Source organism: Dehalobacter sp. DCM, from assembly GCF_024972775.1.
GTDB lineage: Bacteria > Bacillota > Desulfitobacteriia > Desulfitobacteriales > Syntrophobotulaceae > Dehalobacter.
On record NZ_CP092282.1, the window covers coordinates 3,127,156 to 3,141,510 of the forward strand.

Here is a 14,355-nt window from a genome sequence, read left to right on the forward strand (position 1 = left end):
CATTCAACTCCCTTTGATCTATCAGAAAGGATCCAGCGTTTTTTTGTAGGATATCACTAACTTATCAGCTATTTTAACTTAAAGCAATAATACTCGGCGAATTCAGCTCGAGAACATGCAGCCAGGCCTCCGCTGTATCCATGCTGGTGAAACAGGGAATACCGTATTCGACCGCACTGCGCCGTATCGCAAACCCATCGCTTTCCGTCTTGCGTCCGTTTGTCGTCGTATTCAGGACGCATTGAACCTGTCCGCGGCGAATAAGCTCGGGAATGTCGGCTGAACCGCTATGCAGCTTGCCCACAGTCGCAACCTTTATGCCGGCGGCTTCGATTGCTTTCGCCGTACCTTGGGTGGCGATGATTCTGAATCCCAGCTTAACAAAACGCTTAACGAGCGCAATTCCCTCTTGTTTGTCCCTATCCGCCAATGTTGCCAGCAGGGTACCATGGACCTTGATCTGCATCCCTGCAGCGATCAGCGCTTTATATAAGGCTTTTTCATAGTTATAGTCAATACCCATGACTTCACCGGTGGATTTCATTTCCGGGCCGAGGGAAGGCTCAACGCGATGCAGCTTGGAGAAGGAGAAAACCGGGACTTTGACAGCTACTTTATCTCCGATTGGCCAAAGACCGGTGGCGATTCCCATGTCTGCCAGCTTTTCGCCAAGGATCACTCGGGTGGCCAGATCCACGATCGGAACTTGGGTGATCTTGCTTAAAAACGGAACGGTACGACTGGAGCGCGGATTCACTTCCAGGACATAGACTTCATTTTCATAGATGACATACTGAATATTGAGCAGTCCTTTGACCCGCAGGGACCGGGCAATGGATATGGTAAGCTCTTCGATGACAGAGATAATCGATGACGGCAGTGTCTGCGGCGGATAAACGGCAATGGAGTCGCCAGAATGAATACCTGCCCGTTCTAAGTGTTCCATAATTCCTGGGATACACACTGTTTCACCGTCGGAGATAGCGTCGATCTCTACTTCCTTGCCCAGCAGATATTGGTCGATCCAGATGCTCTGACCAGGAAAATCCGCCTGTGCTTTTTCAAAAACGCCTTGAAGTTCCTGTGCTTCATAGACAATCTGCATCGCGCGGCCGCCCAGGACATAGGAAGGACGTACAATCAAGGGGAATCCGATATCCCCGGCGAGTTTCTCCGCTTCGCTAAGTGAGTAAACGCACCCGCCCCGGGGCCGGCGTGCCCCGATTTCCTGAAGAACATCATCGAAGATGCTTCTTTCTTCAGCTCTATCCGTATCTTCCACGGTCGTACCCAGAATAGTATACCCGCGACCCGCAAGTCCTTTGCATAAGCCAATTGCTGTCTGCCCGCCAAATTGAACAACAACGCCCTCGGGCTTTTCTTTTTCCAGTACGGCGGTAACATCCTCCATCGTCAACGGTTCAAAATACAGCCGATCGGCGGTATCAAAATCGGTGGATACCGTTTCCGGATTGTTGTTAATAATGATGCTCTCAATTCCAGCCTTACGCAAGGATTTTACGGCATGGACCGAGCAGTAGTCAAATTCAATACCCTGTCCGATACGAATCGGCCCGGATCCAAGTACGACCACTTTCCGCCTGTTCGTTGGCAGAGCCTCGTCTTCAACATCGTAACTGGAATAAAAGTAGGGCGTTGTCGCTTCAAATTCCCCGGCGCACGTATCAACCATCTTAAATACCGGCGTTAAATTGTGCTGTGTTCTGAAGGCATACACCACATCTTCCTGCGTCTGCCAAAGCCGCGCGATCTCTCGGTCGGAAAACCCGATGCGTTTGGCTTTCGTCAATTCATCCATGTTCCAGGGATTGTCTCTGATCACAGGTACAGCCATGACGATTCCCTGAATTTTTTTCAAAAAGTAGGGGTTCCATTCATTTAAGCGGTTGATTTTCTCCAGGGACCATCCGCGGCGAAAAGCTTCCGCGATGATAAAGAGAAGCGTATCTTCCGGTTGGTTGCAGCGCTTTTCCAGCTCATAATCCGAAAGAGTTTCCATCTCCTCCAACAAGATACCGAAAGCCTTTATCTCCAGAGAGCGCACTGCTTTTAACAGGGCGGTTTCCAGATTCCGGCCCAGGCTCATGACTTCGCCGGTGGCTTTCATCTGGGTCCCTATGCGGCGGTCCGCATCGGAGAATTTATCAAACGGCCAGCGCGGGATTTTGACGACCACGTAGTCGAGTGCCGGTTCAAAGCAAGCGGATGTTTTTCCCGTGACCGCGTTGGTCAATTCCGCTAACGTATAGCCGACGGCTATTTTGGCGGCGACTTTAGCGATGGGGTACCCGGTTGCTTTGGATGCCAGGGCACTCGACCGGCTCAAACGCGGATTTACCTCGATAACGCAATATTCCAAGCGTTCCGGATGCAGGGCGTACTGAACGTTGCAGCCGCCTTCAATACCTAAAGCAGCCACTATTTTCAAAGCAGAACTTCTCAGGGTTTGGACTTCTTTATCCGTCAGGGTCTGGCAGGGTGCGACAACAATACTATCGCCGGTATGCACCCCAACCGGGTCCATATTCTCCATATGGCAGACCGTGATACTATTACCGCAGCTGTCCCTTAAAACTTCGTACTCGATTTCCTTCCAGCCGGCAACGCTTTTCTCCACCAGGATCTGTCCAATCATACTGGCTTTTATTCCACTGGCTGCAAAGGTCTCCAAACTCTGAGGATCTCTGGCTATTCCGCCGCCGGTACCCCCTAACGTGAAGGCTGGACGAACGATAACAGGGTAACCGATTTCTTTCGCAAATGTCAGTGCTTCCCCCACATCAGAAACAATGATACTGGCGGGAATCGGCTCATTGATTTCCTGCATCAAATTGCGAAACAGTTCTCTGTCTTCCGCTTGGCTGATACTATCCAATGAAGTACCCAAGAGAGTAACGCCGCAGCGTTCCAATATCCCGGCTTTTGCCAACTGGAAAGCGAGATTTAAGCCGGTTTGCCCGCCCATCGTCGGGAGCAGCCCATCCGGACGCTCGACTTCAATTATTTTCTCTAAGAACTCTATCGTTAACGGTTCAATATAGACTTTATCAGCGATTTCTTTGTCTGTCATAATGGTAGCGGGATTGGAGTTGACCAATACGGTTTCAATCCCTTCTTCCCGCAAGGCTCGGCAAGCTTGAGTTCCCGCGTAATCAAACTCGGCGGCCTGTCCGATGACAATGGGTCCCGATCCGATTACCATGACTTTTTGCCAGTTTTTTTTCGGCATGTTGTCCCTCCTAATTTATTTCAAACCCAATGGCACTGGGCACCATTATCTCTCTCCTGTTTATTCCAACATCGTCGCGAAAAGATCAAAAATATTATTGTTTTCTTCCGGTCCAGGTGCGGCTTCCGGATGATACTGCACGGTGAGTACCGGAAATCTGTCGTGACGCAGACCTTCAACAGTCCCATCATTGACATTTCTGAACATGACAGAAAAACCTGTCCCGTTTAGGCTCTCCTCAGTGACCGCGTAACCGTGATTCTGGGATGTCATGGTTACCTTACCCGTATTCAGGTTCTGGACCGGATGATTTCCGCCGCGGTGTCCGAACGGCAGCTTGTAGGTATTCGCACCGGCTGCCATGGCCATGATCTGATGACCCATGCAGATTCCCAGAATTGGCAGCTTATCAATCAGCTGGGCCATATTCCCGGCGATTTCCGGAAGTCCCGACGGGTCTCCGGGGCCGTTGGTCAAGACCAATCCTTGCGGCATAATATCCAGGATCTTCCGGGCGGGCGTTCCTGCCGGAAAGACGTGAAGCTGGTAGCCCCGTTTGGTCAGACAGCGCAGGATATTCTTTTTTGCCCCAAGATCCAGGACCGCGATGGTCGGACCACTTCCCGGAATGACAACTTCTTCGGTCACGGTGGCCTGATAGACCCAGTGTGTATCCGGTTCGATAACCTTCGGGGCAAATTTCTGCCAGTAATCAATTCCCTGACTCAGTTCCTCGACCATGACACCGGGAATGGTACCATGGTTCCGAATATAACGGGTCAAAGCACGGGTATCCAGCCCTTTCATACCCGGTATGCCATGTTCACAGCAAAAATCCTCGAGACTTTTATCCGCATGCAGGCTGCCCTCTCCTGACGAAAGTTCCCTCACCAGAATTCCTTTGATCAGGACTTTATCTGCTTCACTTTCTTCATTGTGCCAGCCGTAGTTACCGATTTGTGGGTGAGTAAAGGTCAGGATCTGTCCGGCATAAGAGAGATCCGTGATCATTTCCTGGTATCCGCCCATCGATGTGTTAAAGACAACTTCACCTTTGATTATTTTATCTGATGCATTCCAGGGTCCGAACGGATCGCCAGCGAATGCTTTCCCGTCGCTTAATACAAGCCACGCCATAGTGTTCCTCCTTATCTTTTGAGACCCTAGTACGCCATTCTTTTAATCCGTCTACTAGATGACTTTTCTGTCAATCATGCGTATCGTGCCGCCAATAATGGTCATCACCGGCATTCCCTCCATCACCTGACCTAAAAACGGTGTATTCTGTGCTTTGGATTCCATTGTGTGCGCTTCGATTTTCTCTTTAAAATCTGGGGCAAACAATACCAAATCCGCCGGGCTTCCCGGTTGCATGCTGCCTCCCGGCAGCCCGAAGCGACGAGCAGGATGCAGCGACCAGAGCGCAACAACCTTTTCCAGCGTGAGTTTATTTTTCAGGATCAGGTTTTGCCACACCGCAGACAAAACGGTCTCCAGCGCATTAATCCCAAAGGGCGCTTCCGCAAACGGCCGGGTCTTTTCTTCCCAGGTATGCGGTGCATGATCCGTCGCCAGCATATCGATAGTCCCGTCAAGAAGTCCTGCCAGCAACGCGGCCTGGTCTTCTTGACTGGGCAGGGGCGGATTTACTTTCATCGATGTATTGGTCAAAGCAACATCATTTTCGGTAAAGATCAGGTGATGGGGATTTACTTCCGCCGTAACGTCAACCCCTCGTTTTTTTGCTTCCCGGATAATCTGGACACTCTCTTTCGTGGAAACGTGGGCGATGTGCAGCTTCCCGCCTGTTTCCGCTGCCAAAAGCACATCCCGCGCCACCATGATGCTTTCCGCACTGGCCGGGATTCCTTTTAACCCCAAGCAAGCGCTCATTTCGCCTTGACGCATGGCGCCATGATCTGCCAGGCTTTCATCCTCACAATGACTGCTGATCGGGCAACCGGTGACTTTCGCATATTGCAAAGCCAGTCGCATCATTTCTGCGCTTTGGATCCCTTTGCCGTCATCGGAGAAAGCAACGGCACCGCCGTCGCAAATATCCGCCATTTCAACCAATTCTTTGCCCTGAAATCCTTTGGTTACGGCGGCGATAGGATAGACCCGGGCCATGTCCGCCCTTTCCCCCTGCAAACGGACAAATTCGGTCAGTGCCCGGTTATCGATGATGGGAGCCGTATTCGCCATGGCAAGTATGGAGGTAAAACCCCCGCGTACTGCCGCTCGGGATCCGCTGCGAATATCTTCCTTTTCTTCCTGTCCGGGCTCTCGGAGGTGAACATGAACATCGATCAGACCTGGAAACAGAAATTTCCCTTCGGCTTCAATTTGCCTGATATCTTCTAATGTGTCTGCACCTAAAGCCGCAACGACGCTTTCCGGGTTAAAGTTCCCCCCCGCCTTGATAATTGTATCGTTTTTTACCAACACATCGCCCTTTTCAGATAATCCTTGTGCCGGGTCGATAATATGCGCATTTTTAATCCATAACATGGCCGGTTCCTCCTATCAACAAGTAAATTAACGCCATTCTGACTGCAACGCCATTGGTGACCTGAGCTTCAATCACTGACTGGATACTGTCTGCCAGTTCGCTGGTGATTTCGACGCCGCGATTCATTGGGCCGGGATGCATGACAATCGTTTGTTTTCCCGTTTTCTGTAAGCGCTCTGAACTCAGACCGTATAGTTTGCTGTATTCCCGCATGGAGGGCAAGAGTCCGCTCTGCTGACGTTCCAACTGCAGACGCAAGGCCATGACGGCGTCGGCTCCGGGAAGTTCCTTATCCAAATCGTACGAGGTTTTGACCCCCAGGTAATTCATTTCTGGCGGCAGCAGCGTAGGCGGACCGACAAGAACAACCTCCGCCCCCAGTTTCTTAAGCCCCAACGCATTGCTGCGGACCACCCGAGAATGCAGGATATCGCCGACAATGACAATCTTTTTGCCTTCAATATCGCCTAATCTTTCCTGCATCGTAAATATATCAAGCAATGCTTGCGTGGGATGCGCGTGCTGCCCGTCGCCGCCGTTTATTACACCGGCTCTGAGCTCGTTGGCCAAAAATTCAGCAGCACCGGAACTGCCGTGTCTTAAGATAACCAGATCGACTTGCATGGCTTGCAGTGTTTTTGCTGTGTCCAGGAGTGTTTCTCCTTTGCTTACACTGCTCGAAGCCACTGCGATATTGGTAGTATCTGCTCCCAGGATCTTAGCCGCACTTTCAAAAGAAGTCCGTGTCCGTGTACTATTTTCATAAAAGAGCATGACCACTGATTTCCCTCTGAGTGTCGGAAGTTTCTTGATCGGCCGCAGAACAATTTCTTTCATAGGGGCTGCCGTCGTTAAAATATGTCTGATCTCTTCTGCCGTCAGATTGTCCAAATCAAGTAAATCCTTGTGTTTCCAATTCATGCATAAGCCTCCCGTCAAAAATTCTTTAGATCCATGGCAAAATAAGTAAAACTCGGCTGGCGCCGAGTCCTTGGACGAAAGCGGCTGCCGTTAGTTGCACTTATGTAAATCAGAACTTGAATCAAACTTTCTGGAACAGAAAGTAACTTATACTTTCTGATATACTAAAAAAACCTGCCGTAGGGCAGGAGAAATTGTATGACAACTCTGCTTACCCTTGGTTACCTCTCTGGATAACATTTAAAGGGGCGATATCATTTTCAGGTGTTTATGTTTTTCCTGTTGGATTCGTTCGTTCTGAAAGAAATACCTCTTCTGTCTGATCCGTTTCCTCCAAACATACAGAAACGATCTCTCTGCTGGAAGTTGGTACATTCTTACCTACATAGTCAGCGCGGATGGGAAGTTCCCTGTGTCCCCGGTCAATGAGGACTGCCAGCTGGATCTTTGCCGGCCTCCCGAGATCGATCAGTGCATCAAGCGCGGCACGGACCGTTCGTCCGGTGAAGAGCACATCGTCAACTAAAATAACATTTTTTCCATCCAAATTGAAAGGTACTTTGGTTTCATGGATGACTGGCTGGATAGCTATCGTACTTAAATCATCCCGATATAACGTAATATCCAATAATCCCAGAGGAACCTTCACCCCTTCATACTCCTGGATCCTGTTCCGGATCCGTTCGGCTAATGGGACTCCCCGGGTTCGAATGCCAATAAGGACGAGATCATTGGTGCCTTGGTTTTTCTCCAGTATCTCATGCGCAATCCGGCTAATGGCTCTGCGGATCCCTTCCGAATCCATGATCTTATTTTTTGGAGTTCCTTCCATGCCCGTCACATCCCTTCACCTGTTATATCCATTATTTTTTGTCTGTCAGCTCTAAACTATCCCTGATTAGGACGGCAATTCTATTATATAAGTAAAACTTGGCTGGCGCCAAGTCCTTAGACGAAGGCGGCAACTATAGCTGCACTTATATAATTCAGAACGTGAATCAAACTTTCCGGAACAGAAGTCACTTAGAGTTTTTCTGATATACTAAAAATAGCTGTCTGCAGGAGCAGACAGCTATACATCACGTTCACTATTCGTTCGTACAACTCAATCTCTGCCTTGCCTGCCTCACGGGACAATTTTAAAGGCAATTCCTATTCACTTGTTATGAATAGTCTAGTACACCTTGGGAAAAAAGTCAATTCACGATAAGCCAATTCATATGGATAAGCTATTAATAGGAATTCCTTAACGTCTCCAATACAGTTATAAATGATGCTGGCGGGGACACAGTGAATTTCATTTTTTCTCCGGTCCGCGGATGGACAAATTGCAGAGTTTCAGCGTGCAAAACTTGAGCGGCTAAGCCAAATGGATTTTTCTTGGGTCCATATAACGGATCACCCAAAACGGGATGTTTCATATATGCCATATGCACGCGGATCTGATGGGTTCTTCCCGTTTCCAGCACCGCCCGGATCTCAGTAAATTGAACAAATCGCTCCAGAACCTCATAGTGAGTGACAGCCTCACGCGAATGTTTAAAGACAACCCCCATTTTTTTCCGATCTTTAGGATCTCTGCCAATAGGAGCATTGATCGTTCCGGATGGTTCGGACAATACCCCGTGAACCACTGCACGGTAAGTCCTTCCGGCAGTGTGTTCTTTGATCTGACCGGCTAAATGATGATGCGCATCATCATTTTTAGCAACAACTAACAGTCCTGATGTATCCTTATCAATACGGTGAACAATCCCCGGCCGGATTATGCCGTTGATCCCCGAAAGGTTTTGACAGTGATAAAGTAATGCGTTGACCAGAGTGCCGCTCCAGGCTCCCGGTGCCGGATGAACGACCATTCCCTGGGGTTTGTTGATAACCAAAAGGTCTTCATCCTCGTAGACAATAGTGAGCGGGATATTTTCAGGTTGGACGTCTAATTGCTGCAGCGGCGGGAAAGAGATCTCCACCGTATCATTATCCTGTAAACGGTAATTCGCCTTTCGGGGAAGACCGTTGACCAATACGCGTTCATCCTGGATCAGTACCTGAATATAACTCCTGCTGACCTCTGTTTTTGCCGCCAATGCCGTGTCCAGACGCTGTCCTGAAGTGACCTCAACTGTCTGCCATGTGTCAGGGCCGTCGTTTTCTGTTACATCCGTAATATTGTCCGCATGCACCTGTCCGTTATCTAAACTATCTTGCTCATTATGTTTAGTCATGAGGTTCCTCTTTCATACGCAATATTAATATGACCAGGAATACACTTCCGACGAGGATCATACTGTCCGCAATATTAAAAATATAGGACCACACCTTAAAATCCAGGAAATCGATAACCTTTCCTGTCTGGATCCTATCCCACAAATTGCCTAAAGCACCGCCCCCGATTAACCCCATGCAAAAGCGCATCCATTTCTGGTCTCCTTTAATTTTCGTCTGGATATAGAAAAGTGCGGCCAAAACAATCACGGAAGCAACGATCAGGAGCCAGGTCCGGCCTTGCAGCATACCAAAAGCAGCCCCGGGATTCAATATATACGTGATGTGAAAGAATCCGGGAATAACACTAAGGCTTTCACCAAGTGCTAAATTACTCTGTACAATCCATTTAGTGACTCTGTCCACTACCAATATGATAACCAATGTTATCCATGTGTATAAAAAAGGCAAATTCAAACCTCCAGTAATCGATTAATCCTCAATAATAACCGTACCTGTATCACCGTTTTTGAGTCCGAGGGCATTCGCCTCATCCGTATCGATATGAAAATCCCAGGCATACGTGCTGCTTACCCGCACGATGACATTGTGCAATACACCGCCGCGAGGTCCTTCAAACATTACTTTAACGATATCTTTATCTTTCAGTCCGTATTTTTTTGCATCCTCTTCACTGGCATGAATATGACGTTTCGCTGCTATAACACCGTAGTCCAGGTGAACCTTTCTGTCACCGTTTATTAAATCGATCCCCGGTGTTTCATCTAATTTACCGGATTCACGCGTTTCTACTGTTACTCCCAGTTTGATTGCGTCTGTCAATGCCAATTCGATTTGTGTTTCTTTACGAGCGGGCCCTAATACGCGCACGCCGGCAAGTGTTCCCTTTGGTCCAACCAGGGTCACCGTTTCTTCTGAGGCATACTGTCCCGGCTGACTCAGTGCTTTCTTAAAAGTCAGTGCTGCATTTTCACCATACAATTCCTGTATATGCGCTTCGGAGAGGTGAAGATGGCGATTGGAAATACCTACTGGAACCGTACATGTACGCATGTAACTATCACTCCTTTATTTGTTGCGTTCACTTTTTGTATGCTTGCTGCCTGCCATCCGTTGATACTAGTACATCATTCTTTAAATACCATGAGAGAAGTACCAGGAATTATTTACGTTTTCAGGCAGATCTCAAACTTTTGGCTTAGCCATCGATTTTTTCGATGGTAATCTGTCCGTGTTGATAAACAGGTACGACCGAATAGATGTTCACTAAAGCGCAGAAATCGATGTCGCATTCCATTCCTATAGAAAGCATATATTGGCCATGCCGTGAATTTTTGAGGGTTTCTTTTATATTCTCTCGCGATATATTGTACATCATCCGAGCGGCAAGTCCAAGATCATTAATGGAAAACCCACTGCCTAGTCCAGCCAAAATCATTCCGGCGCAAATTGTATCCGGAAGATCAAAGCGTTCTTCCGTCCCGGCACAAATAATAACGAGCCCGCGTATCTCCTCATGCCTGGCCAAAAACAACTTCACCGCTTCCGTTACACTGTCTGCGTTTAACAATGAAGCGATCCAGATCTTCGAAGCCTCTTGAGCTGCTTGAATCGCTTTTGTTCCGTTAGTTGTGGTTATAACTACTTTTTTGCCGCTGACAACTTCGGGAGAATAGTCAGAGGGAGAATTACCGAGATCAAAACCGTCGATGCGCTGTGCTCTTCTTTCTCCGCCCAGTAATACGCCCGACTCACCCGCTTTTATTTCTCTGGCTTCTTCAATGCCGCAGACAGGAACAACAACCCGGCATCCGTTGGCCAGGGCCGTAATCACGGTACTGGTAGCCCTCAGCACATCGATGACGATGACTGCTTTATCCGTCAGGTCTGGCATAGGAAAATAACCAATGCAAGGCAGCACTTCGACATCCAAGGCACTGTCCTCCTAAGCAGCGTAATATTCTATAGTTTACCATAAGGCTATCATTTGAAAAACCCATGTCGCTAAAAAAGGAGAGACATCTGACTATAGGCTGACAAATGCCAGAAGAATAGCGCTCCCCAACAACGCAGGCAGGACCTTATCTTAATCTGCATTAAGGGGAGCGCTAAAACACATATTCAAAATTTCTCAATGACAGCATCCGATGTCTTTATGCTTCGATGTGACCAATAATCTTATGATCACGAAAAATCGATTCGGTTAAATTTTAAACTGACTGGTTAACCCACTAAGTACTTCAGCCATTTTCGCAAGGTCCTCAGCCGCATTGCTGATATCCAGCATGGATTTTGTCGAGGCTTCAATACTTGTCGCAATTTGTTGTGAACCGTCGGTGCTTTGTCCGATACTCTTGCTTATTTCATTCATCGCCATACTGACCTCATTGACGATCCGCACCACCTGATTGCACTTGGACGATGCTGCTTCCGTGATTTTCTCAAAGGTTCCCGCATCCTCACGATACTGAATAGCCGTATTCATATACCCCTTATAATCGTCACTGACATTCGTATTGATATAGTATAAAAGCTCCTTCGAATCTTTGACTAATTCATCGATGCTTTCCCTCACTTTAGAGGTCACACCCTTAATATTCTCTACCGTGGACGCTGATTGTTCCGCCAGCTTTCTTACCTCTTCCGCCACGACGGCAAATCCTTTTCCTTGCTCACCCGCCCGGGCTGCTTCAATCGCCGCATTCAGAGCAAGTAAATTTGTTTGTCCGGCAATATCCGCAATAAGGTCGGTCATTTTGGAGATTTCTTCGACGATCTTTGATTTCTCAATGGTGAGTGTCATTCGTTCTTCCAGCTTGATGTACATTTCCTGCGCTGTTTGCTGGGAAGCATTGACCGAACGATAGACGGTATCAACGCGTCTGCCAATGTCTTGAGCATCCTTTCCAGCACCAATCATCTCGTTGTTTAACAGATCCATGGAGGCATTCATTTCCTCGCCGGATGCCGACACCTGCTGGCTTGAGGCATTTACTTCTTCAAGCGAAGCAGTAATTTCTTCTGTCGATGCGGCGATCTCTTCCATATTGGCAGATGCATTCTGTGTAATGCTGGATAATTCTTCGCTGGCTGCCGCAAGGTCAACCGCAGATGCCGCAATTTTACCCACCGTCATATTCAACACATCCTGCATTTTCTGGAATGCCTGCGATAAACGTCCAATTTCATCTTTGCGGCTCAGATTATTAGCATCGACTTTTTGGGTTAGATCGCCATCAGCAATAATTTCAGCATAAACAGCTGCTTCGTTGATGGGCTTGGCCATCTTTCTGCCTGTGATTAACGCAACAATAGCCCCAATGACGATAATAACAAACGAGATGATCACAACACTGACTTTAAGCGGGTTCAGCACTGCTAATATTTCGTCAACGGGGGCGGTGAGAGCAAGCCCCCAACCGGTGATTCCTATGGGTGCATACCCCATATATTTTTCGACGCCCCTGAATGTATACTGTCCTGAGCCTTTTTCACCTTTTATGACCTTATTCTGGATAAAATCACCTAAATGTGCAACACCCGAATCACTCTTTGCTGCTTCAATCGGATTATATTGACTTTCAACAAGTGTTTTATCCGGATGGGCGATGAACACGCCTTGGCTGTTGACAATAAACGCATATCCGGTTTGGCCTACCTTCAGCGAATCCGTCAGCGTTGTCAAGCGCTCCGCGTCTTCTATTGCCGCCAGAACACCCATCACAGTGCCGTCAATTTTTAGCGGGACTGCAAAAACGATAACAAACGTATTGTCAGCCTTGCTGTGAATAACATCAGAGACGGCTCTTTCACCTCTTATAGCCTTTTGAAAATATTCACGATCTTTAATGTTAGGTGTCTTATTGTCTGAGGAATATATGACTGCACCATTAATATTCGTTATAAACATAGACTTATAATTTGCTCGTGATGCCTCTTCGCGTAACGCTTTCTTTTTGTCATCTGCTGTCGCATCGGCGAAATTGCCTGAACCGCGAATAATGTCGCTACTGGCTAAGACTTCAAGCGAATCTAACGACAATTTTATGTTCGTTTCGACATTTCCCGCCGCTTCCTCTGCCAAGAGTGTCATGGATGCGCTGACTTCTTCAGATACGGCTGCAGCCGCGCGATTATAGGCCAGCAGACCGTAAGCAACATTCGCTACAATGAGAACAACAGCGAAAATAAGCGCAATTCTGTTGCCAATACTTTTCATTCTCTTCCACCTCATTGTCTTTTTTGGTAATAATAAACATTACCAATTTAATTATATTATTATATATATCGTTTGATAGTCAAAATTTCATTAGCTCTAATTTATATTTTTATGAAATATTTGATTATAAAAATTATCATTGGTTTGTGACACTCGGTATAAATTTCTTCCAGAAACATTCCAAATTCGCCATCGATGGCGAATTTGGAATACCATCTCCTACCAGGAGGCAAATAAGAATAATCACCGCTCCTAGTCATCCATGACTTCGCGGCATAAATTCATCCATAAAAAAACCAGCGTTTTTAGGCGCTGGCCGGTAACAAAGAGCTTATAGCCATTGTTTAAACTACCGTTTGGCGGGTAGTAAAAAAGATTAAATGTTTTGCGAAATTTCTTCGAGTCTTTCGGCAGTGCAGGTCAGTGATTGGACTGACGCGCTGATTTCCTGAAGAGCAGCAGATACTTCACTGGTACTGTTCCCCAGTTTAGTTATTTCATCGGTCACATCACCAATGAGTTTGCGAATGCCGACGATGATTTTTTTTATTTCTTTGGCCGAACCTGCGCTGGATACTGCCATTGAACGGATCTCCGAGGCGACTACTCCAAAGCCTTTGCCGTGTTCACCGGCTCGAGCTGCCTCGATCGCGGCATTAAGGCCCAGTAATTTCGTGTCGCTGGCGACAGAATCAATATAAACAACGACCTCTTCCATTTCCTCTGCTTTGTTGTAGATATTCCCCGAGGATGCGGAAACGCTCTCTCCGCTCTCCGCCAGTTGTTCGGCAGATGCGGTAATGTTCTCGATTGCTGCTGTCATTTGTTCCATTGATGAAGCCAGCTCATGGGCCATATCACGGAGCTTGTCTGCAGCTTCGATCAATTCCGCCGGCATGGCCATAGCCATACCGCCGATCAGATCTCCGTTGTTAAACAATGGATAGGTTATGCAATAATATGAACTACCGTTTACCGGATTATCGATACGATCGGTGACAGACGTCTTTGACTGGAGCACATGATAAGATGACGTTCCCTGCTTGACTAAATCACCGTTGTTAATTGGAAGCTGAATTTTTGAACCTTGCTGAATTTCAATAAACTTTTCCGTATCAAAGAGAGCAACAGCACCTTTACCTCCGACAGTAGCCTGAAACATAGGAATGAGTTGCGCGTAGTTTTCAATCATCATAATCTTATCTTTCCTTTCTTTCAATCCTAAGT

General features: G+C 47.4%; 11 protein-coding genes. All 11 read right to left on the reverse strand.

The window, feature by feature from the left end; translation table 11 throughout:
- Positions 1–73: 73 nt before the first annotated feature.
- Positions 74–3,250 carry a carbamoyl-phosphate synthase large subunit gene (carB, locus tag LPY66_RS14530; protein ID WP_337984982.1) on the reverse strand — a complete coding sequence of 1,059 codons (3,177 nt, stop codon included), beginning with the start codon at positions 3,248–3,250 and terminating at the stop codon, positions 74–76.
- Positions 3,251–3,310: 60 nt separating this feature from the next.
- Entirely contained in the window at positions 3,311–4,387 is a 1,077-nt protein-coding gene (carA, locus tag LPY66_RS14535; RefSeq protein WP_337984983.1) for a glutamine-hydrolyzing carbamoyl-phosphate synthase small subunit, read from the reverse strand.
- 54 nt (positions 4,388–4,441) lie between these two features.
- On the reverse strand, positions 4,442–5,761 hold the full coding sequence (locus LPY66_RS14540) for a dihydroorotase (RefSeq protein ID WP_337984984.1): 1,320 nt from the start codon (positions 5,759–5,761) through the stop codon (positions 4,442–4,444).
- Positions 5,748–6,683: an aspartate carbamoyltransferase catalytic subunit gene (locus LPY66_RS14545; RefSeq protein ID WP_337984985.1), complete on the reverse strand. Its 936-nt coding sequence runs from the start codon at positions 6,681–6,683 to the stop codon at positions 5,748–5,750. Before LPY66_RS14545 ends, LPY66_RS14540 begins: the two co-directional genes overlap by 14 nt.
- A 268-nt stretch (positions 6,684–6,951) precedes the next feature.
- Positions 6,952–7,515 (reverse strand): bifunctional pyr operon transcriptional regulator/uracil phosphoribosyltransferase PyrR, encoded by a 564-nt coding sequence (gene pyrR / locus LPY66_RS14550; RefSeq protein ID WP_337984986.1) that lies wholly within the window; start codon positions 7,513–7,515, stop codon positions 6,952–6,954.
- A gap of 400 nt (positions 7,516–7,915) precedes the next feature.
- A complete protein-coding gene (locus LPY66_RS14555) occupies positions 7,916–8,908 on the reverse strand; it encodes an RluA family pseudouridine synthase (RefSeq protein ID WP_337984987.1) in 993 nt (330 codons plus the stop codon).
- Positions 8,901–9,359, reverse strand: a complete 459-nt coding sequence (lspA, locus tag LPY66_RS14560; protein WP_337984988.1) for a signal peptidase II — start codon at positions 9,357–9,359, stop codon at positions 8,901–8,903. The genes LPY66_RS14555 and lspA overlap by 8 nt, the downstream gene beginning before the upstream one ends.
- Positions 9,360–9,380: 21 nt before the next feature.
- Complete coding sequence (pduL, locus tag LPY66_RS14565; protein ID WP_337984989.1) at positions 9,381–9,962, reverse strand: phosphate propanoyltransferase; 582 nt, start codon at positions 9,960–9,962, stop codon at positions 9,381–9,383.
- 145 nt (positions 9,963–10,107) lie between these two features.
- Positions 10,108–10,842, reverse strand: coding sequence for a 2-phosphosulfolactate phosphatase (locus LPY66_RS14570; protein WP_337984990.1), 735 nt, complete (start codon positions 10,840–10,842; stop codon positions 10,108–10,110).
- Between the two features lie 270 nt (positions 10,843–11,112).
- Positions 11,113–13,128 (reverse strand): methyl-accepting chemotaxis protein, encoded by a 2,016-nt coding sequence (locus tag LPY66_RS14575; protein WP_337984991.1) that lies wholly within the window; start codon positions 13,126–13,128, stop codon positions 11,113–11,115.
- A gap of 376 nt (positions 13,129–13,504) precedes the next feature.
- Entirely contained in the window at positions 13,505–14,323 is an 819-nt protein-coding gene (locus LPY66_RS14580) for a methyl-accepting chemotaxis protein (protein ID WP_337984992.1), read from the reverse strand.
- Between the last annotated feature and the right edge of the window lie 32 nt (positions 14,324–14,355).

Coding starts and splice junctions, on each gene's coding strand:
- LPY66_RS14555 (WP_337984987.1), bottom strand. CDS start 8,908: ATGACTAAACATAATGAGCAAGATAGTTTAGATAACGGACAGGTGCAT.
- pyrR (WP_337984986.1), bottom strand. CDS start 7,515: ATGGAAGGAACTCCAAAAAATAAGATCATGGATTCGGAAGGGATCCGC.
- LPY66_RS14580 (WP_337984992.1), bottom strand. CDS start 14,323: ATGATGATTGAAAACTACGCGCAACTCATTCCTATGTTTCAGGCTACT.
- LPY66_RS14540 (WP_337984984.1), bottom strand. CDS start 5,761: ATGTTATGGATTAAAAATGCGCATATTATCGACCCGGCACAAGGATTA.
- pduL (WP_337984989.1), bottom strand. CDS start 9,962: ATGCGTACATGTACGGTTCCAGTAGGTATTTCCAATCGCCATCTTCAC.
- LPY66_RS14575 (WP_337984991.1), bottom strand. CDS start 13,128: ATGAAAAGTATTGGCAACAGAATTGCGCTTATTTTCGCTGTTGTTCTC.
- carB (WP_337984982.1), bottom strand. CDS start 3,250: ATGCCGAAAAAAAACTGGCAAAAAGTCATGGTAATCGGATCGGGACCC.
- LPY66_RS14545 (WP_337984985.1), bottom strand. CDS start 6,683: ATGAATTGGAAACACAAGGATTTACTTGATTTGGACAATCTGACGGCA.
- carA (WP_337984983.1), bottom strand. CDS start 4,387: ATGGCGTGGCTTGTATTAAGCGACGGGAAAGCATTCGCTGGCGATCCG.